Consider the following 21,730-nt stretch of genomic DNA (forward strand, 5'->3'; position numbering starts at 1 on the left):
AAGAAAGATGGTAGAGAGATGGATAAGAATAATTTTGATATGAATGATCTGATGACTCCATATTCCCTGGATCCTAATCGTAACAGGAAGGATCCAAGAGCAGGCGTTATTCCTGACTCTGTAGATATGAATGCTCCTTTCCGTGAACCACTTGCAAGATTTTCCAAGGTAGTTACGGACAGAAAGAATATTAAACTTGGCATTGAAAAGATTACCAAGGAAAGCCCTGAATATTGGGGCCTTTATAACCTTATTACAGATGCTCAGTGTGAGATCGCACTGAAACTTGAAAAGCGTAAACCTAAGACATTTGAAGAGATTGCTGCTCTTTGCCCTGAATATACAAGGGAAGAACTTCAGAAGCAGCTCGACGAGATGTCTTTTAATGGCGTTATAGAGTGGAACTATGAGAACGACAAGCATGAGAAGCAGTATGTGCTTCCTATGTATGTTCCTGGTTCTGCGGAGTTTGGAAACATGAACCACCAGGTTCTTGAGGCTCACCCGGAAGCAGGTGCTTTCTTTGAGAGAATGAGCCGTATTCCTCTTGAAGGACTTACACATATGGTGCCAATGGGCGGCGCTGGTGTAGGTATGCATGTTATCCCAGTTGAAAAGGCTATAAACATGCAGGGAGAAGCTATCAACCTTGAAAAGATTTCTTACTGGCTTGACTATTACGAAGGCAAGTATGCAGCATCTCCTTGTTCCTGCAGAAGATCAAGAAAGACTTTCGAGCAGGGCTGTGCTGATGATCCAGAAGGCTGGTGTATCGCAGTTGGTGATATGGCTGACTATGTTGTTGAAACACAGAAGGATGGCCGCTATATTACTAAGGAAGAAGCCCTTGAAATTTTCAAACAGGCAGAGGATAACGGATTTGTTCACCAGATTACAAATATTGATGGTGAGCACAAGATATTTGCTATTTGTAACTGTAATGTAAATGTATGTTACGCTCTTCGTACTTCACAGCTCTTTAATACTCCTAATATGTCACGTTCAGCATATGTGGCACATGTTGACAAAGAGAACTGCGTAGCTTGCGGACGATGCGTTGAGGTTTGTCCTGCCGGAGCAGCAACACTTGGTCAGAAGCTCTGCAAGAAGGATGGCTCTGAGGTTGTTTATCCTAAGATGCCTCTTCCTACAGAGAAGAAGTGGTCTCCAGAGATGTGGACTGAGGACTATCGTGATATTAACCGTATCAATACTCACAAGACTGGTACAGCTCCATGTAAGACAGCTTGTCCTGCTCATATTCCTGTACAGGGATACCTCAAGATGGCAGCACAGGGCAGATATGAAGAAGCTCTTGCTCTTATCAAGAAGTACAACCCACTTCCTGCTGTCTGCGGACATGTATGTAACAGACGCTGTGAGGATGCATGTACAAGAGGTACTATCGATAAGGCAATTGCTATCGATGAAGTTAAGAAATTTGTAGCTATGCGTGATCTTCAGTCCGCTACACGTTATATCCCAGAAAAGGTAATTCCTAAGATTGGCGGTGGCTTTGATGAGAAGGTAGCTATTATTGGTGCAGGTCCTGCAGGTATTTCCTGTGCTTACTACCTTGCACTTAAGGGATATAAGCCTACATTGTTTGATAAGAACAAAAAGCCAGGCGGAATGGTTACCTATGGTATTCCTTCTTTCGTAATGGAAAAGGATGTTATCGAGGCTGAGGTTGATGTTCTTAGAGAGCTTGGCGTTGATATTCGTCTTGGAGTTGAGGTTGGTAAGGACATTACTCTTTCTCAGCTTCGTGCAGATGGATATAAGGCATTTTACATTGCAATCGGTTGTCAGGGCGGACGTGGCGTAAATGTTCCTGGAGAGGACGCTGAGGGCGTTATCAAGGGCGTTGATATCCTTCATGCTGTAATTGATGATGAGAGCTACAAGTTAAGTGGAGATACAGTTGTTATCGGTGGTGGTAACGTTGCTATCGACGTTAGCCGTACAGCAATCCGCTGCGGATCACCTAAGGTAACACAGGTTTCTCTTGAGACTCGTGATATTATGCCAGCTCTTCCAGAAGAAATCGAAGTTGCTGAATCTGAAGGCATCGAGCTTAGAGGCGGATGGGGTCCTAAGGAAATCCTTACAGAGAACGGCAAGGTAAAGGGTATCGTATTTAAGAAGTGTACTCAGGTCAAGAATGCAGAGGGCCGTTTTGATCCTAAGTATGATGAGAACGAGACTATGGAGATTGCATGTTCTAATGTTATCCTTTCAGTTGGTCAGGCAACTGTATGGGGAGATCTTCTTAAGGATGAGAAGGTTGAATTTAGAGGCCCTGCTCCAGTTGCAGACAGCGTAACATTCCAGACTACAGTTCCAGATATCTTCGTAGGTGGAGATATGTTCTACGGACCAAGATTTGCTATTGATGCTATTGCATGTGGTAGAGAGGGCGCTGAATCCATCCATAGATTTGTTCAGCCTCATTCTTCACTTACAATTGGCCGTGATCCTAACTTCTTTATCGAACTTAATAAGGATGATATTTTTGTTAAGGATTATGACCACGTTGGACGTCAGCAGCCTGGTGTCAAGAATACTGATGGTAAGCTTTCATTCCGCGACAATAAGCTTGTCTTTACAGAAGAACAGGTCAAGAAGGAAACATCACGTTGTCTTTCATGTGGTGCATCAATAGTTGATCCTAACAAGTGCGTAGGATGCGGACTTTGCACAACACGTTGTGAATTTGATGCTATCAAGCTTACAAGGGACAACCCAGACTGCTCAACGATGAGAAAAGCAGAAGATAAGCTTAAATACATTCTTCCAAATGGCTTAAAGCAGGCTGTTGCAAGACCATTTGTCAAGAAGACACCTAAGGAAACTGCTTGGCTTCCTAAAAATAACTAATATTCGATAAAATTTTGTTTATAAGATAGACTTAAGTCAAGTGTTCTTAATTGAGCACTTGACTTAATCTTTAAAGTTGTATATTAATAAGAATTGATGTTTAAGCAAATATTTATGAAGGGGACTTTCCGTTTAGTATGGCAACAAAGACAACTAGCAACAAGAAAAACTCACTTCTTATAGTTGAGTCACCTACCAAGGTGAAGGCTATCAAGAAGTTTTTGGGCACTGGTTATGATGTAGCAGCCAGTAATGGTCATGTAAGAGATCTTCCCAAGTCACAGATGGGCGTTGATGTTGAGCATGATTTTGAGCCTAAATATATAACAATAAGAGGTAAGGGTGATGTCCTTGCTGATCTTCGTAAAAAGGTCAAGAAGGCCGATCACGTTTATCTTGCAACTGACCCGGACCGCGAGGGTGAGGCTATTTCCTGGCACCTTATCGCGGCACTTAAACTTGATGATGCAGAGGCTAAGGTACAGAGAGTTACCTTTAATGAGATTACCAAGAACGCTGTTAAAGAGGCTATGAAGCATCCAAGGGATATAGATATGAATCTTGTAGATGCTCAGCAGGCTCGACGTGTTTTGGACAGAATGGTTGGATATAGTATTTCTCCACTTCTCTGGTCCAAGATTAAAAGAGGCCTTTCAGCAGGCCGTGTTCAGTCTGTAGCTCTTAGAATTATTGCTGATAGAGAAGAAGAAATTGATTCATTTATCCCTAGTGAGTACTGGACATTAGACGTAAATCTTAATGCAGAAGGGGAAAAGAAGCCCCTTGTAGCTCACTACTATGGCATTGGCAATGAGAAGAAAGAAATCAAGTCCAAGGAAGAACTTGATAAGATCTGCGCTGAACTTAAAGGGAAGAAGTATGTTGTAAGTGATGTTAAAAAGGGCGAAAGGACCAAAAAGGCTCCACTTCCTTTTACTACATCAACACTTCAGCAGGAAGCTTCCAAGGCGCTTAACTTCTCAACTCAGAAGACTATGAGAGTTGCTCAGCAGCTTTATGAAGGTATTGAGCTTGGCAAACAGGGAACAGTAGGTCTTATTACATATCTTCGTACAGATTCAACACGTGTATCTGACGAAGCTGTAGCTGCTGCTAATGAATATATCAAGAATAATTTTGGTGACAAGTATCTTTCTGAAGGTGCAACAGCCAAAAAGAGCGATGCCAAGATCCAGGATGCTCATGAGGCAATCAGACCAACTTATATTGAGAATACTCCTGTTATGGTCAAAGATTTCCTTTCAAGAGACCAGTTCAGACTTTATCAGCTGATTTGGAGAAGATTTATGGCAAGTCGCATGGCTCCAGCTAAATATGAGACAACATCGGTCAAGATTGACGCGGGAGAGCACAGATTTACTGTTGCAGCTTCTAAGACTGTATTTGATGGCTTCTTAAATGTTTATACAGATGATGAGGATCAGATTGAGAAGAATGTCCTTATGAAGAATCTTGACACTAATACCAAGATTTCTTTTGGCAGTTTTGATAGTGCACAGCACTTTACTCAGCCTGCTCCACATTACACAGAAGCTTCACTTGTTCATGATCTTGAGGCTCTTGGAATTGGAAGACCTAGTACATATGCGCCAACTATCTCTACAATACTTGCTAGACACTATATTACCAAGGAAAATAAAGCTATCTTTATAACAGAGCTTGGTCAGGCAGTTAACAAGATGATGAACGATGCCTTCCCACAGATTGTTGATGTTAACTTTACTTCCAACATGGAGGCACTTCTTGATGGAATAGCAGAGGGAAGCGTAAAGTGGAAGACAGTTATTGAGAACTTCTATCCTGATCTTAATGAGGCAGTAGCTGCTGCAGAAAAAGAGATGGAGAAGATTCAGGTACAGGATGAAGTAACTGACGAGATATGCCCTAATTGCGGCAGAAATATGGTTATCAAATATGGCCCTCATGGTAAATTCCTTGCTTGCCCTGGATTCCCTGAGTGCAAGAACACTATGCCTTATTTTGAAAAGATTGGTGTTGAGTGTCCTAAATGTGGTAAGGATCTGGTACTTAAACGTACTAGAAAAGGCAGAATTTACTATGGCTGCATTGATGCTCCAGAATGCGATTTTATGTCCTGGGCTCGACCAGTTAAAGAGAAATGTCCTAAATGTGGTAACTTTATGGTAGCTAAGAGTAATAAACTCGCTTGCAGCAATCAGGAATGCGGCTTTGTAATGGATAAACCACAAAAAGAAGAAAAGTAAATGTAATTTTCATAAAATGGAGATTTCTGAAAATTTAAGCTAATTTTCATAATTGTAGGCGCTTTATTGTTTGAAGCGCCTATTTTTTTATGCTATCATAACAATAGCGTAGGTATGTAATCTACGGAATTGCGTATATTATCATACGCTTGGGGAAAATAAACATAAAGGAGAACTCTGATGAGTAGTGTACAGCTACTGGATAAGACCCGTAAAATTGGCAAGCTTTTGCACAACAGTAATTCTGGCAAGGTAGTATTTAATGATATTTGCAGAGTGTTGTGCGATATTCTATCTTCTAACATGTTTGTTATCAGTAAGAAAGGTAAAGTTCTGGGTATAGGCGAGAGCGCCAATGTTGAGTCTTTAAGCGACCTTTTGGTTGACAATGTTGGATCTTTTATTGATCCTATGCTCAACGAGAGATTGCTTACAATTCTCTCAACAAAAGAAAATGTAAATCTCGAGACTTTGGGATTTGAAGGAATTGATTTTTCAAAATTCCAGGCTATCATTACACCAATTGAGATAGCGGGTGAGAGACTAGGAACACTTTTTATCTACAAGACTGATGCCCCGTATGACATTGATGATATTATCCTATGTGAGTATGGTACTACAGTCGTAGGACTTGAAATGCTAAGGGCAGTCAATGAAGAGAATGCTGAAGAGAGCAGAAAGCTGGCTGTAGTTAAATCAGCTATTGGAACACTTTCATTTTCAGAGATGCAGGCTATCATCCATATCTTTGATGAGCTTGATGGTATGGAAGGAGTTCTGGTTGCCAGTAAGATAGCTGACAGGGTTGGAATTACCAGAAGCGTTATTGTAAATGCTCTTAGGAAGTTTGAAAGTGCAGGCGTAATCGAATCAAGATCCTCTGGCATGAAGGGAACTTACATCAAGGTTACAAATGATGTAGTCTTCAATGAGATCAAGAAGCTTAAGGCAGAGATGTAAATTGCCGATAAACTTTATACAGGATGGATTATTGATGAAGGGATTTATCGATTTTGGGTGAATCCCTTCATTTTGTTTTTCCAAATATTGTAGTATTTTGGCAATAAAGACACTATATAAAGTATAAATCGCTTGTATTTTAGTACAAAAAATCATATTATTAATATAATAAGATATCGTGTCTGTAGTTTGCCCTATTTTAGAGGAGGACAAGGATGATTAACAGTAATGCGTTTGATTATATCAATGTTCTTGATAAGGCTGCTGATGCTTCCTGGCTTCGCAACGAGGTTATTGCTAACAATCTTGCCAATGTGGACACTCCAGGCTATAAGAGACAGGATCTTAATTTTGAGGATGAATTAGAAAGGGCACTTGGCAATTCAAGATATGTTTCTATGGATGCTAAAGTGGCTGGACTTAAAGAACATGAGCTAAGGCCTCGCGTGATTAACGATTATTCGAATTTTTCATATAGGCTAGATAAGAATAATGTTGATATTGATACAGAGAGCGTTACCCTTGCTGCCAACCAGATTAAATACCAGGGACTTATGACAGGGCTGAAGGCAGAATTCCAGAACCTTCAGGCAGTATGTAAGTCATCATAAAGTTTAAAGTGACACGTTAAAGACTGGTGGTAGTAACCTTTAGAGCCTCAAGGGCAAGGAGGGAATATGAATATATTTGATTCCTTTAACATTAATTCATCCGGCATGACGGCACAGCGTTTCAGAATGGATATTATTTCTGAAAATATCGCCAATGCTAATACAACTAGAACAGCTGACGGAACTCCTTATGTAAGGAAGGTAGTCAGATTTGCAGAAAAAGGAACACAGACACCTTTTTCAAGAATATTAAATGAAAGACTAGATCATTACTCAGGTCGCGGCGTAAAGGTAACTCAGGTGCAGGATGATACCTGGACTCAGATGAATATTGTTTATGATCCATCACATCCTGACGCTGATGCCAACGGCTATGTTACATATCCGAATGTAAATACCGTTACTGAGATGACAAACCTAATAGATGCCAGCAGGTCTTACGAAGCTAACGCAACAGCATTTAACGCAAGTAAGAACATTGCGACCAGAGGACTTGAACTTGGCCAGTCATAATAAATTAAATAAAATAGCATGATAATGGAGCGACATAAGATATTAAAAGCCATGGATGGTCATTTAGGAGGGGATAATAAATGGCATCTCTTGACATATCACAGCTTCGAAATGTATCGTCTGATGTTATCCGAAATGCTGAAAAATATAACAGCAAGGTCTATAACGTACTTGGACCTCATGATGATAATAACTCTTTTAACAGCATTTTCGACAGGGCATTAGAGAACATAAATACTACCAATGCATATCTTTCTGATGCGGAGAATGAGGAGATCAAATGGGCACTTGGTCAGACCAACAATACTCATGATCTGTCAATTGCGCTTCAGAAGGCACAGACAGCTCTTCAGTATACAATTGCGGTGAGGGACCGCGCTTTGTCTGCCTATAGAGAGCTCACTCAGATGCAGGTGTAAGAGTAGCATAGCTAGAGTACGAAGTAAGAAGTTGTTAGCATAACGCGATTTTCACAAGATTAGAATATGAGGGGAGGGAGAAACCATGGCTGAAAGATTAAAAGCCTTATGGCAGAAAATTCTCGATTGGTGGAACCAGTTTACAGCCAAGCAGAAGACTTTGATAGTCGGTGCTGGGACTGTTGTGGTGCTCACCATTATCATTTTGGTTACAGTACTTAACCAGCCTCAATATTATCTTTTGGCACAGGCCGATTCTGCAAAAGAAGCTTCTCAGATAAAGGAGCTTCTTGATTCCAATTCAATCAATTATAAAATGTCGGATGACGGACTGGAATTTAAGGTTCTTAAAAAAGACAAAGCTGAAGCCAGTCTACTTTTAGGTGCAAATGACATTCAGTCCTATGCTTATAGTATTGAAAATGTTACTGAAGGTAGTTTTTCAACCACCGAATCTGATAAGCAGAAAAAATATGTAAAATATCTTCAAAGCGAACTTGAGCATGAAATGATTGTTAAATTTGATGCTATCGAGTCTGCAAATATCACATTAAATATTCCTGATAACGATGGAACTTTAATTGGCAATAAGGATGAGGCCTCTGCCTTTGTTATCCTTGACATATCTGATCCTGACAGCTTCAATGAAGAAAATGCCGTTTTTCTTGCAAAGGGCGTAGCTACAGCTCTTGGTAAAAAAACTACTAACGACATAGTTATTATGGATACAGCCAGCAATCTTCTTTTTTCAGGAAGCGAAGAGACAACTGACGCAGGAATTGCAAGCACCCAGCTTAATCTTAAGACTAAGGCTGAACAGATTGTAAAAAGTGAAGTTAAGAAGGTCCTTTTAGGAACTAAGCTATACGATGATATAGAAGTTGCCAGCAACCTGGTAATGGATAATTCTAAGGAGGAATATACAGAGCATAATTACACACCCGCTGAAGATCAGACCCAGGGCGTTTTAAGCCATGAATCTATCTATAACGCAGAGAATGTAAATGGCGTTAGCGGAATTCCTGGAACTGATACCAATGAAGATGACATGACAACCTATGTCACTCAGGATAACACAAATTCCAGTTCCACAATTTCTGAGGAAGTAAGAGATTATCTTCCAAATGAAGATATTAAAACGAGAACAACACTTCCAGGCTCAATAAAATATGATGAATCATCTATTTCAGTGACAGCAATAAATTATGTTGTTATGAAGGAAGAAAATTACGATAAGGCTGCTAACGGTGATTTATCCTGGAATGAGTACAAGACAGCAAACACAGAGCCGGTTGCACTGACTGTACCTGAAGATATGATAAATGTAGTTTCAAAGGCTACTGGAATTGCAGCTGAAAATGTTGCAATGGCGGCATATACGCAATATGTTTTTTTGGATAAGACTGGTGCAAATATCACTGTTACTGATATTCTGCAGATTCTTACAATTCTCATCATCCTTGGACTTCTTGCCTTTATCGTTATCAGAAGTATGTGGACCAGCAAGAAGACAGAGGAAGAACCAGAGCCCGAGGAGCTTTCTGTTGAGCAGCTTCTTGAGTCTCAGCCAGAAGAAGTTCTTTCAGATATTGAAATGGATACAGGCTCTGAAACTAAGAAACTTATCGAGAAGTTTGTTGATGAGAATCCTGAAGCCGCTGCAACCCTTCTTCGTAACTGGTTGAACGAGGACTACGGGGTCTAATAATATTATAACTTGGGGAGAGAAACATATATGGATGCTGAAGCTACTGGCGCTGCTGGCGCAGCCAGCCTGATTGCCGATTTTACTGGCACACAAAAAGCGGCCATTCTCTTGATCGCACTTGGTCCAGAGAAATCATCCGCCATATTTAAACATCTAAAGGAAGAGGAAATAGAGGAGCTAACCCTTGAAATAGCCAATACTAGAAGTGTCACTTCTCAGATAAAAGAGGCTGTTTTGGAAGAGTTTTATGGTGTCTGCCTTGCTCAGCAGTATATTGCAGAAGGCGGTATCAACTATGCCAAAGAGCTTCTTGAAAAAGCTCTCGGTGAAGATAAGGCTCTCGACGTTATCAGTAAGCTTACCGCTTCACTTCAGGTTAAACCTTTTGAATTTATCAGAAAAACTGAGCCTTCACAGATCCTTACCTTCATTCAGGATGAGCATCCTCAGACAATAGCTCTTATTTTGTCATACATGTCACCGTCACAAAGTGCGCTTATATTATCTGCAATTCCACCTGACAGACAGGCGGACGTTGCCAAGCGTATTGCAGCCATGGACAGAACAAGTCCTGATACTATCAAGGAAGTAGAAAAAGTGTTGGAATCAAAGCTTTCATCTCTTGTAAACCAGGATTACACAATTGTTGGTGGTGTAGATGCAGTTGTAGAAATCCTCAATACAGTAGACCGCGCAACAGAAAAGCATATCATGGAAACTCTCGAGATCGAGGAGCCAGAACTTGCGGACGAGATCAGAAAGAAGATGTTCGTATTCGAGGATGTACTTCTTTTGGACGACAGATCCATTCAGAGAGTGCTGCGTGAGGTTGAGAACAGTGATCTTGGTCTTGCTCTTAAGGGAGCAACTGAGAATGTACAGACTGCTATCTTTAACAACCTTTCAAAGCGTCTTGCAGCTATGATCAAGGAAGACATGGACTTCATGGGACCTGTTCGTATGAAGGATGTTGAAGAAGCACAGCAGAAGATTGTTAACGTTATCAGAAAGCTTGAGGATGCTGGTGAAATTGTAATCTCCAGAGGCGGAGGTGATGAGCTAGTTGTCTAATTTGTTTAAAGGCGGGTTTGTCAGCTACGATGACACGGAAAAATATGTCATTGACAGTAACGAACTTGCAAATCAGAAAATAGAAGCCTTTCAGGAAGCAGAAATGCAGAGGAAAAGAGCTGAACAGGCATCAGAAGAAGGCTTCCCCATGGAAGGGGAAGAAGGGGACTTTGTTCCTGGAATAGACATGGAACAGGTCTCGCAGCTTACTGAAGATCAGGGCATGCTTGATTCTTTTCCTGATCCCCAGTTTGACATGGAAGCAATGCAGGCTGAGATGGATCTAAAGCTTCAGCAGGCTCAGGAACAGGCTGATGCCATAATCCAGAATGCTCAGGAACAGGCAAACTCAATAATAGCTCAGGCCCAGGAGGAAGGACACAGACAGGGCTATGAAGCTGGCTATCAGGAGGGGGCCATGGCTGCAGAAGCCCTAAAGGCTGAAATTGAGCAGCAAAGAGGAGACCTTGAAGCTGAGTATCAGCAGCTTGTAGATGGCCTTGAGCCTGAGATGGTTGATGTCCTTACCCAGATTTATGAGCATGTTTTTGGCATTGAACTTAGAGAAGATAAAGAGATAATCCTTCATCTTCTTAAATCCACCTTATCAAGGATAGAACCAGGCAATGACCTTATAGTTCATGTTTCCTCCGATGATTATGATGATGTCATAGAGGAAAAAGCTTCCCTTGAAGCCTGCGTAACATCTCCTAATACCACTATGGAGATCATAGAAGATCCTCTTTTAAAAGAAAATGAGTGCATGATAGAGTCTGATTCTGGCGTTTATGACTGTAGCCTTGGGGTCGAACTTGCCGAAATATCAAGAAAACTAAAGCTCCTTTCCTTTGACAGATCTAGACGTTGATGGAAACAATAAAACTTGTATATTGGAGAGTACATGCTAACATCAAACATTGATTTTTCCAAATACAAAAAAATGCAAAATGCCCCCTTTTACCGCATGAGCGGAAAGGTGGTTAATGTAATAGGACTTACCATCGAGTCTGCAGGACCTGATGCTAAGCTTGGTGATATATGCCTTATTTACCCAAAGAAAAAAGATTCCGATACTATTTCAGATAGTAAGGGAAGACCTTCAATGGCTGAAGTTGTTGGCTTTAAAGACAATCATGTACAACTTATGCCCTATGAAAATACCAGTGGAATAGGAAACGGTAGCATAGTTGAAAACACTGATTCACCCCTTAGAGTAAATGTTGGCGAAGGCCTTTTGGGCCAGACTCTTGATGGTCTTGGCAGAATAGATGGCACAAGCTTTGGAAAGGGTACAATCCTTGAGGACGGTGTTGCTTATTCAGTTGAGAATCAGCCCCCTGATCCCATGACTAGGGATCCGATTTCTGAAGTTCTATCTCTTGGGGTAAAGGCTGTAGATGGCCTTTTGACAGTCGGAAAGGGCCAGAGAATTGGAATCTTTGCAGGATCTGGTGTTGGTAAGAGTACACTTCTTGGTATGTTTGCCAGAAATACTCAGGCAGATATAAACGTGATTGCTCTAATTGGAGAGCGTGGAAGGGAAGTTAGGGAGTTTATAGAGCGAGACCTTGGAGAAGAAGGCATGAAAAGATCTATCGTAGTCTGTGCTACTTCTGACAAGCCAGCTCTTGAGAGACTTAAGGCTGCCAAGACAGCAACTTCAATAGCTGAATATTTTCGTGATAAGGGAAAAGACGTACTTCTTATGATGGACTCTCTGACACGTTTTTCTATGGCTCAGCGCGAAATTGGTCTTGCCAGTGGCGAGCCCCCTGTTTCCCGAGGATACCCGCCAAGTGTTTATGCAGAAATGCCAAAGCTTCTAGAAAGAGCTGGAAGGTCTAGAAAAGGCTCCATCACGGGTCTTTATACAGTCCTTGTAGATGGTGATGACATGAATGAGCCAATCACTGATACGGCCCGTGGTATCTTGGACGGACATATAGTCTTAAACAGAAAGCTTGCGCAAAAAAATCATTATCCTGCAATTGATGTACTGGCTAGCATTTCAAGATGTATGTCTGCTATAGCTGATCCGGAGCACAAAAAAGCAGCAGGTAAACTGAAAAACGTACTTGCGACCTACAATGATGCCGAAGATCTTATAAATATTGGAGCTTATAGGGCAGGTGCCAACAAAAATATTGATTACGCTGTTTCCAAGATAGAAAGAGTAAATCAGTTCCTTATGCAGGAAACAGATGAGAAATTTTCCTTCGAGGAGATAAGAAGTCAGCTGATAAATATGTTTAATGACTAAGTGATATCTTTTGACAGATTATTTACATATTTCTGACTTATGGAGAATCAGCATATATGGCGAGATTTGTTTATAGGATGCAGAGCGTCCTAAATATCAAGCAGAAAACAGAAGGGCAGATCAAAATGGAATTTGCTGCTGCCCAGGCTGAACTTAACAAGCAGATGGATATCCTTGAAAGCTATTTTGACAGAAAGGATAACTATCTAAGGGAAGCGGAAGAACTTAGAAATGCTGATAGACTTAAGCTTCAGGACATACTGGATAATCAGTATGCCACAGCCCAGATGGATGTTATGATTGCATCCCAGGCCAGAGTTGTTAAGCAGCATGAAGAAATAGTTGAAAAGGCCAGAGTTAAGCTTACCAAAGCTATCCAGGAGCGCAAGATGCAGGAAACTTTGAGAGACAGAGCCTACGCTGAATGGATAGAAGAAGAAAAGCAGGAAGAAGCAAAAGAAAACGACCAGCGCACAAGTTTTACCTATACCCAAAGACAACGCGAAATGTAAATGAGTGAGGATAATACATGGCTGATTTAGGCAACATTGAGGATCCCAAGGCCGCCAAGGCCAAGCTCAAAGCGGATAAAAAAGAATATCAGAAAAAGTTAAAGGAACAGAGAAAAGAGGCCAAGGAAAAAGCCCAGGAATTTGCTGATAGAACAGCGGAGATAAATGGAGATAACGCAGGAGGTTTTGCAACTATTGTTATTACCTTCCTGATCATCCTGATCTGGCTTGCAATCATGGCTCTTTTGATAAAACTTGATGTGGGCGGATTTGGCTCAGATATTCTGGCGCCAATCTTAAAGGATGTGCCTTATGTAAATCTGATCCTTCCTGATACTGCCCAAAATAGCGCTTATGATGAATCACAGGTAGACTACAGTAGTGCTGAAAGCTCAGGTGGAACCTCCATAAACAGCCTTGAAGAAGCAAATGCCTACATTAGAAAGCTTGAAAACATGCTTCAGTCTGAGATGGAACAAAATAGCAGCTATGCTTCCACTATAGATAAGCTTAATGCCGAAGTTACAAGACTTGAGCCCTTTGAGAGACAGCAAAAAGAGTTCTATGAAGAGAGAGCAAGCTTCTATGCCAGTGTAGTTTATGGGGATTACGCCCCAGATGCTGCTGCCTACGCTTCATACTACGCTATGATAGATCCTGACACTGCTGCCAAGATTTATGAGCAGGTTGTAAAGGGTGAGCTTGACGATGAAGCTATAAAAGCCTTTGCAACCACCTATTCAGGCATGAAGGCCAAGCAGGCGGCTCAGATATTTGATGAAATGATAAACGAAAACCAGATCCAGCTTGTTTGCAGAATCCTGGCCCAGATGACCATCGAAAACCGCGGAGATATCCTTGCTCAGATGGAAAAAGAAAATGCTGCTAAATGTACGCAGCTTCTGGAGCCTTCAGCTCTTGAGAAAGAATCTACTCAGGTTACTGGTGAGAAAAAGTAAAAATATAAAATTTCTAAAAAATTCACCCGGCAGGGTGAATTTTTTTTGCCTTATGACGATATAGAAGTTGAGAATCTATGCACCTTGAAATAAAGTCGAAAGGAGGTTACATGACCGGTACTACAAAGACGATAGACATGCAGATGTCTATTATCACACGAAGTACTGTGGCGAGTGTTTCGAAGGTTGATTATTCCAAAAAGAATCAGGCAAAGGACCAGACGGGATTTGATGGACTTCTTAATAAGGCTTCATCAGCCATGATTCAGGCAAAGAGCACAACAGCAAAAATAAGCTATTCATCAACTGAAAAGCTTGTTGCAAGGCAGGACGTAGCCAAGAATAATCAAAATGCTCAGAACTTATCTAAAAAGATAAATGACAAGTCAGGCAAGAGTAGTGATGTAAATGATCCAAATAAAGCGAAGGCAAATACCGCAGCTAAGGATCAGGATACCAAGAATATCGACGATAGAACTACAGAAGCAACTGACAAGAACCTTGAAAAGACAGCAACTACAGACACAAATACCAACGAAACATCCAGCAAGGATGCCGACAAAAAGCTACAGAATGCTATAGAAGAAGATACTAAGGAAATGGTAGCTCATATAGCAAAAATGTTTGATATATCTGAGGAAGAAATCGTAGACGTGATGGATATGCTGGGAATTATGATGACAGATCTTCTTAATCCTCAGAATATAAGAGAACTCATTACAAACCTTGATACACAGGATAAAGCGCTTGATCTGCTAACAGATGCAGACCTAAATACTAACATGCAGGACCTCTTTGAGGATGCGGAAGGTATGAAGAGCCAGCTCATGAAAGAGTTTGATTTATCTAACGAGGATGTTCTATCAGCAATAAAGGAAAATACAGAGAAGGTTGATCCTGAACTTAAAAACATTAAAGTAAAGGAACCCGAAATTGTATTACATGCAGCTAAGGAAGAACTTCCACAGGACCTTAAGGCATCACAGTCTAAAGATCTAACATCTGATATCAAGGTAGAAACACCTGAGATTTCCAGCGAAGAAGTATTTAAACCAGTTGAAAATACTGGCGAAATGACCAAGCAGAATGGCAAAAACACTGGAAATGAGCAAAACACCAATAACCCAGGTGCTACTCTTTTTAACCAGCTACTTGATAACATAACTGAAAATATGGATACTGCAAAAACTGGCGCCACTGAGTACACAAACAGGGCACAGATGGAGAATATTCTAAGGCAGATTACAGATCGCATTACCATTAGATCTTTTGCTACAGAATCATCAATGGAATTATCACTTCATCCTGCAAGCCTTGGTAATCTGAACATTCTCCTTACAAGCAGTAAGGACGGAATCACAGCTAAATTTACAGCTCAGAATGAGATTGTAAAAGAGGCAGTGGAAGCCCAGATGCAGACACTTCAGCAGAAATTCAATGAACAGGGCATTAAGGTTACATCCATAGAAGTTACAATTGCAAGCCATGCATTTGAACAAAATCTTCAGCAGGGGTCAGACAACAACGAAGCCTATAACAAAGAACAGGCAAGGAAAGCAAGGCCTCTTCGCAGAATCAACCTTGCAGAGGAACTTGTAGAAGACGATGAAGGCATATCAGATGCAGACAGGATTGCAGCTCAGATGATGGCGGCAAACGGAAACTCAGTAGACTTTAGTGCCTAAGATACAACCAATGATTTTGAGGGGAAGCTAATAGCTTCCCCTGGAGGATAAAAAATGGCAGAAGTTAATCAGGTAAGTGCTGTAATTAAAAATGGCGAAGTTACAAACCTTGAGAATAATAAAAAGGCTACTGAAGCCAAAACAGGATATGACAAGGACTCTTTTCTTCAGATTCTTGTAGCCCAGATGAAATATCAGGATCCAATGGAGCCAACATCAAATACTGAGTATATTTCACAGTACGCAACCTTCACTCAGGTTGAGCAGCTAAACAACATGGCAAACTCTATGTCTTTATCAAGAGCATCAGAGCTTGTAGGTAAGACAGTTAAGGTTACTCAGACTAATGCCGATACTGGAAAGAACTCGGAGATCATCGGTACTGTTGATTATGTGACTTATAGTGGCAACAAGGCTTATCTATCAATCAATGGAACAGCCTATAACGTTGACGATGTCACAGAAGTTTATGATGCTGACTTTACAGCCGCTCAGGATCAGGTAAAAGATTTCCAGGAGGCAATAGATAAGCTCCCTAGAAGCCTTGATTTTGTAAATGAGCAGGAACACGGCCTTACAATCGACACCATGTACAAGTTCTACATGGAGGAAATGGATGATAAGGCTAGAAAGATGATGGATCCTAACTACGTAACAAGTCTTCAGCAGTACGTAAACAGAATTGATGACATTAGAGGTGATGTTCACAGAACCTTTAACAAGGATGATGAGACAACTAGGAAGCTTAAAGAATTGCAGCAGGAGTCATAAATTGCTGGATGATCAATGTACAGTCGCATTCATAATTAAGTGAATTATTTACTTATAAATATTTACTACGTCAAAGAATCTACTATAAAAGATTATGGAGAGCAGGAATATGACAATTGATGAACTTAGATTTTCTTCAATAAGTCAGGTCCAGGATCAGTACTTAAAGCCCCAGGGCGCCAAGAACACTGATCCTAAAACTGCTGCGGTAACTGGCGGAGATTCTTTTGCTCAGATACTAAATAAAATCAGGGACGATGCCGATAATAATACTGTAGCAGGAGATAGACTTAAATTTTCAAAGCATGCTACAAACAGGCTAAGCGATAGAAGCATTGAACTTACAAAAGACCAGATGGACAGACTTTATCAGGGTGCAAAAGAAGCAGGTGAAAAAGGTATAAAAGATTCTCTCATTTTAGTTGACCAGCTTGCTTTTATCGTGAATGTGCCAAATAACACAGTAGTTACAGCTATGGACCAGACAGAAACAAAGAGTAACGTATTTACAAATATTGACGGAGCAGTGATTGCATGATTGGACCCGAAAGGGAAATCTATTGATCCCCGACCGATAGAAGGGATCATCCGCTATTTCACGCATCCGTCCAAAATTAAGAATGATATACGAATTGCTTATTCCTCATGTTTGCTCAGGTCATGAAGTTAAAAAGCTTAATAAGCAGGCTTATTAGCATTTTTTACTTATGACACTTATATCATTCATGTTATGGAGGACTTTGCCTTATGATGAGATCACTTTATTCTGGTGTTGCAGGACTTCGTACTCACCAGACTAAGATGGATGTACTTGGTAACAACATTGCCAACGTTAACACCACATCTTTTAAATCACAATCTATTACATTTTCAGACCTTATGTACCAGACAACACAGACAGCATCTGGCGCCACAGAGACAAAGGGTGGTGTAAATGCTCGTCAGATTGGTCTTGGTGCTAAGTCAGGCGCTATTGCAACAGCAATTGAAGGTCAGGGCGCAACTCAGACAACTAACAACCCATTCGATATCATGATTACTGGTAAGGCTTTCTTCGTTGTTAATAACGGAAAAGAAAACCTTTATACCAGAGATGGCTCTTTCTACGTTGACGGTGCAGGTAACCTTGCAATGCAGTCAAACGGATACTTCGTAATGGGATGGGTAGCTCAGGAAGATCCTGAAACAGGAGCTATCACAGTAAATAAGAATGGTGGACTTTCACAGCTTCAGATCATGAGCGCTGATAATACAACATATTCACCAGCATCAACTACACAGGCTCTTTACAGCGGAAACCTTGATGATAACGATTCAAACATCGTCTCTGACGATGGTAAGACAGTAACTCTTGAATTCTATGACAACAAGGGTTATCTCTACACAGCTAAATTTACAATCAAAGATACTGAGGATCCTAACGATCATCTTTTCTCAGTTCAACTTACAGATATCATTGATTCTGATGGTAACTCAATCGGTTCAGAGAGACTTGCAGGCGTTCAGTTTGGCGATATCCAGGACTTTGAAAAGCTTGTAAATGAAGAAGGCGACTATCAGGTAGAAATGGGAGCTAAGTCTTCAAAGGTTTATCAGAAGGCTGGTACACCTTTATTTAATGGAGCAGTTGTTCCAAGTGGCGGCGAGGGGCATGAGCTTACACTTGGCGATATCAATTATGCTACATCCAATAAGAACCCATATAAGGGACTTCTTCAGACTGTATATGGCAAGGATGATAACTGGATCACAAGCACTGACGGCGTTTCCAAGAATTCTGCAGTCAGAATTGATCCTTCAACAAGTGGCCTTATTGTCACAAAATCTTTTACAGAAACTAAAGAATATGCAACAAACTATTCCTTCTCTCCAAAGAACATTTACTCCTACTACGTAAATGAGGAGACAAAGTTTGGTTATAGAGTTATCCCTACTACAGAAGCCGGAACCTATGGCGATGGTAAGGATCTTAAGGACTATACGAAGACTTTGGAGACGGTTTATGGAATAGATGCAGCAGATATTAAAAACTACATTGATCAGACACAGAAATATACATATACACTTACAGAAGATGATAATGGTGTCAGCACTTTAAATATATATGCTCCATTAACAACACTTGATAAGGGTGAGAATATAACTAATAAGTCTGCAAGTGATATTGTTACTGCAGGTACTAGTACTGCAGGTGCTAGCATGTTTACAGATAAGACAGGCTCTTTTGCATCACTTGCAAATGTAATAAACAATGTCAGATACACATTTGATGGACATAATCTAACAGTTGATGAGTATAAGGTCAAGGGTTATGACACAACTAAGGATGCAGAAAGAGGAAATATTACAAGTGACCTTAGAAATTCAGTTGCAGATATTGTTGGTTCTCTGTTCAATATCTATATGGGGTCGTCTCCGACGGATACATACGATCCTGTTGCAGGTACGATGACCATATCTGGAACAACATTTGGTCCTAATTTTAAGCTTTCAGATATTCAAACTAAGCTTGCTGCTTATAAGCAGAATAAAGATCCTTCTTATGATGAAACAGCAGATACAAATGTTACAGTGATAAATAATTTGATAACAGTTGCAGAAGCTAGTGGCGAAAGTATCACTGGAATTAAAATAGTTGATCTTGATGGCACTGCTGGAATAATGTCCATTGGAGCAAAGCCCAAGGAAGAGTATGAGACTATCTATGAAGGAACATTAAAGCCTGAAGTTTCCAAGACAGATAGTAATTATACAAGCCAGAAGAAGGGCGCTGATGCATATCCTTACGCAATAGTAAATTCTGATAAGACAGCATATCTTTTAGAGAACAGTGAAGGAAATCTTGAAGACCTTCCAGAAGAGCTTCTTACAAACTGTTTTGGGATTACAAAGTCAGAATATGAAGCAAAGGGATTTGAATATACTTACAAAATTAACGCAAGTGGCATGAACTTAAGCCACAATGAAGAGGAAACTCTTGAGATAGTTAAGGACGAGAAAACAAATACTCCTAAGTATCAGGCTGTTCCTAACGATGACGGTACTGGCTACAAGTTTTTATCTACACAGGAGATTCAGGCATATAACAATACTGAGGTGCCAAATGAAGGAAATATTGTAGATCTTCTTTCTACATCTTCCAAGGCTTATGCAGGTTTCCTTAAAGATGTATATGGAATTACAGATTCTGATGCAAGAGCATATGGTGCAGATGGTAAGTACAAGATAGTAAGTGATGACACAATTGTTCTTTCAACTGGTGAAAAGACTGTTCAGCTTAAGTTTGATGCTGCTACAGGTAAGATCATTTCAGCAGGCGGCAACAAGGATACACAGAAAGTCAGCATGAAGTTTGCAAATAATAAGACTGAATCAGGCTTTGTAACAGGAAACGAAGCATTTGGATTCCAGGTAAAGAACCCTAATGACGCTGACGAGCTTGCTAAGCTTGGTACTATAGAAGTAGATTTCAGTACAGTTACTAACTACAACACTAATGGATCATCAACAATCAAGGCTGTAAAGGGAGATAAGTCTTCTCTTAATACAGGACGTGCAGTTGGTGAGATGAATGGTGTAACAGTAAGTACAGACGGAACAATTTACGCTACATATTCAAACGGCCAGACAAAGCTCCTTGGCCAGATTGCATCTGCTGAATTTGCTAATGCGTCAGGTCTTTCTAAAGAGGGTGATAACCTTTATGCTTCAACTCTTAACTCTGGTGAGGCTACAATCCAGGATATCACAACAGATGGCGGCTACATGAACACTGGTGTACTTGAAATGTCTAACGTAGATCTTTCAAAAGAGTTTACTGAGATGATCACAACTCAGCGTGGATTCCAGGCTAACAGCCGTATCATCACAGTATCAGATACACTTCTTGAGGAACTTACAAACCTTAAGAGATAATGAATAGGTAGTTCTTTTAACATATCATAGGCAAAGTAACAGCCCTGTATCTTCGGTCGGATACAGGGCTGATTTTATAATTTGGATTTCAATACGCATAGAGTCTTTTTGTGACTCATTGTTCTTTTGTAAAGAATACCTGCAGTGCGTGATACAGGTGAAGCTGCCAGGCTTTCATGTCGTGGACACCGCCAGGGATTATAAAGAAGTCGTAGTTCTGACCTGGGGTGAGATATGGAGAAGCTGATACGGCCTTACCCATAATGTCTTTGTGCTCTTCAAAGGCAATGTCATTATCGCCGTTTGCACAGAACATGAAGTCAAGCTCATAGCCGTTCTCGTGGCCTTTTTCAAGGGTTTCGCAGATGCGCTTAACTTCCTGATCGTGATTTCCAAATGGGCCACAGCAGCCAGAAAATGGACCATAGTAGGAGAAGAGGTCATAGTTGTTATAAAAGGCTGCTCTGTAGGTTGTCATAGAGCCAAGTGAGAGACCTGCAAAAGCTCTGTGGTTTCTGGTGCGGATAAGGTTTTCTTCTGAAACATCTCCGCATGCGTATGTGCTGTAGTATGACTCAATTCCAGGAATGAGATCTTTTCTGAGTTCTGTCTTGAAGTTCTCGCAGATTGCTTCATCATGTGTATTCTTGCTTTCTTCATCGTGATAGAAAGTTGGTGCTACCACGATAACGGGCTTGCATAGGCCTTTTGCAATCATGTTATCAAGAATTGTAGCTGTATCTGGGAACATATCAAACCACCATTCCTGCATAAAGCCGCCTCCATGAAGAAGGTAGAGAACATCATATTTCTTCTCCTTGTCATAGCCATATGGAAGATAAACTCTGGCCTTTTTGTGAATAGGCTTTATTTCTGGGTCGTTATATGTTTGAGACTCATATTCAAATGTTTCTATTGTTCCTTTTTCGGGAATTTCTATGAGCATTTCTGCTGGCATTTCATATGTGTACTGCATTGTAACCTCCTGATTTTGATTCTTCTATTTTTTTCACATTTATATTGTGCTCTCTAATTATATTTCTTTGTGGCTTGCATTACTTCAAAGATATTGCTACCTAATGCATAGTTGTTGCCTTTCCGGTCTCTTTATAAGCAACGCTCAGGCCAAGGCCTATGGCTCTTCACAAAACCTTATATGCAAGTTAAGGGAAAGTAGATTTGCATATAAGACCTACGAGAGGCCACAGATTATGGCCTTA

General features: G+C 40.6%; 17 protein-coding genes. 16 read left to right on the forward strand and 1 reads right to left on the reverse strand.

Annotated features, from left to right (window positions below; all coding sequences use genetic code 11):
* The first annotated feature begins 126 nt into the window (after positions 1-126).
* The 16 genes from G631_RS0100230 (at position 127) to G631_RS21270 (ending at position 20,510) form a co-directional block, all read left to right on the forward strand.
* The gene (locus G631_RS0100230) at positions 127-2,880 is read left to right on the forward strand and encodes an FAD-dependent oxidoreductase (RefSeq protein ID WP_051196747.1); all 2,754 of its coding nucleotides are present in this window, start codon (positions 127-129) and stop codon (positions 2,878-2,880) included.
* Positions 2,881-3,017: 137 nt separating this feature from the next.
* Positions 3,018-5,126 carry a type I DNA topoisomerase gene (gene topA / locus G631_RS0100235; RefSeq protein ID WP_051196659.1) on the forward strand — a complete coding sequence of 703 codons (2,109 nt, stop codon included), beginning with the start codon at positions 3,018-3,020 and terminating at the stop codon, positions 5,124-5,126.
* Between the two features lie 180 nt (positions 5,127-5,306).
* Positions 5,307-6,086, forward strand: coding sequence for a GTP-sensing pleiotropic transcriptional regulator CodY (gene codY / locus G631_RS0100240; protein ID WP_026487708.1), 780 nt, complete (start codon positions 5,307-5,309; stop codon positions 6,084-6,086).
* Between the two features lie 215 nt (positions 6,087-6,301).
* Positions 6,302-6,697 carry a flagellar basal body rod protein FlgB gene (gene flgB / locus G631_RS0100245; RefSeq protein WP_026487709.1) on the forward strand — a complete coding sequence of 132 codons (396 nt, stop codon included), beginning with the start codon at positions 6,302-6,304 and terminating at the stop codon, positions 6,695-6,697.
* Between the two features lie 66 nt (positions 6,698-6,763).
* Positions 6,764-7,210 (forward strand): flagellar basal body rod protein FlgC, encoded by a 447-nt coding sequence (flgC, locus tag G631_RS0100250; protein ID WP_026487710.1) that lies wholly within the window; start codon positions 6,764-6,766, stop codon positions 7,208-7,210.
* 80 nt (positions 7,211-7,290) lie between these two features.
* Positions 7,291-7,629, forward strand: a complete 339-nt coding sequence (fliE, locus tag G631_RS0100255; protein ID WP_026487711.1) for a flagellar hook-basal body complex protein FliE — start codon at positions 7,291-7,293, stop codon at positions 7,627-7,629.
* Between the two features lie 85 nt (positions 7,630-7,714).
* The gene (locus tag G631_RS0100260) at positions 7,715-9,334 is read left to right on the forward strand and encodes a flagellar M-ring protein FliF C-terminal domain-containing protein (RefSeq protein ID WP_026487712.1); all 1,620 of its coding nucleotides are present in this window, start codon (positions 7,715-7,717) and stop codon (positions 9,332-9,334) included.
* A 30-nt stretch (positions 9,335-9,364) separates the two neighbouring features.
* Positions 9,365-10,408 carry a flagellar motor switch protein FliG gene (fliG, locus tag G631_RS0100265; RefSeq protein WP_081671171.1) on the forward strand — a complete coding sequence of 348 codons (1,044 nt, stop codon included), beginning with the start codon at positions 9,365-9,367 and terminating at the stop codon, positions 10,406-10,408.
* Positions 10,401-11,276, forward strand: coding sequence for a FliH/SctL family protein (locus G631_RS0100270; RefSeq protein ID WP_026487714.1), 876 nt, complete (start codon positions 10,401-10,403; stop codon positions 11,274-11,276). The genes fliG and G631_RS0100270 overlap by 8 nt, the downstream gene beginning before the upstream one ends.
* 33 nt (positions 11,277-11,309) lie before the next feature.
* Positions 11,310-12,668: a flagellar protein export ATPase FliI gene (gene fliI, locus G631_RS0100275; protein WP_035789070.1), complete on the forward strand. Its 1,359-nt coding sequence runs from the start codon at positions 11,310-11,312 to the stop codon at positions 12,666-12,668.
* A gap of 56 nt (positions 12,669-12,724) precedes the next feature.
* On the forward strand, positions 12,725-13,180 hold the full coding sequence (locus tag G631_RS0100280) for a flagellar export protein FliJ (protein WP_026487716.1): 456 nt from the start codon (positions 12,725-12,727) through the stop codon (positions 13,178-13,180).
* 17 nt (positions 13,181-13,197) lie between these two features.
* Complete coding sequence (locus tag G631_RS17495; protein WP_051196661.1) at positions 13,198-14,139, forward strand: hypothetical protein; 942 nt, start codon at positions 13,198-13,200, stop codon at positions 14,137-14,139.
* 110 nt (positions 14,140-14,249) lie between these two features.
* A complete protein-coding gene (locus G631_RS0100290) occupies positions 14,250-15,824 on the forward strand; it encodes a flagellar hook-length control protein FliK (RefSeq protein ID WP_026487717.1) in 1,575 nt (524 codons plus the stop codon).
* 54 nt (positions 15,825-15,878) lie between these two features.
* Complete coding sequence (locus G631_RS19765; RefSeq protein ID WP_051196663.1) at positions 15,879-16,595, forward strand: flagellar hook capping FlgD N-terminal domain-containing protein; 717 nt, start codon at positions 15,879-15,881, stop codon at positions 16,593-16,595.
* Positions 16,596-16,704: 109 nt separating this feature from the next.
* A complete protein-coding gene (locus G631_RS0100300; RefSeq protein WP_026487718.1) occupies positions 16,705-17,133 on the forward strand; it encodes a TIGR02530 family flagellar biosynthesis protein in 429 nt (142 codons plus the stop codon).
* Between the two features lie 209 nt (positions 17,134-17,342).
* Positions 17,343-20,510 carry a flagellar hook-basal body complex protein gene (locus G631_RS21270; RefSeq protein ID WP_051196665.1) on the forward strand — a complete coding sequence of 1,056 codons (3,168 nt, stop codon included), beginning with the start codon at positions 17,343-17,345 and terminating at the stop codon, positions 20,508-20,510.
* Positions 20,511-20,625: 115 nt separating this feature from the next.
* On the opposite strand, the gene G631_RS17515 is transcribed toward G631_RS21270, so the two are convergent.
* Positions 20,626-21,486: an alpha/beta hydrolase gene (locus tag G631_RS17515; protein ID WP_051196667.1), complete on the reverse strand. Its 861-nt coding sequence runs from the start codon at positions 21,484-21,486 to the stop codon at positions 20,626-20,628.
* Between the last annotated feature and the right edge of the window lie 244 nt (positions 21,487-21,730).

Source organism: Butyrivibrio sp. XBB1001, assembly GCF_000424505.1.
Taxonomy (GTDB): Bacteria; Bacillota; Clostridia; order Lachnospirales; family Lachnospiraceae; genus Butyrivibrio.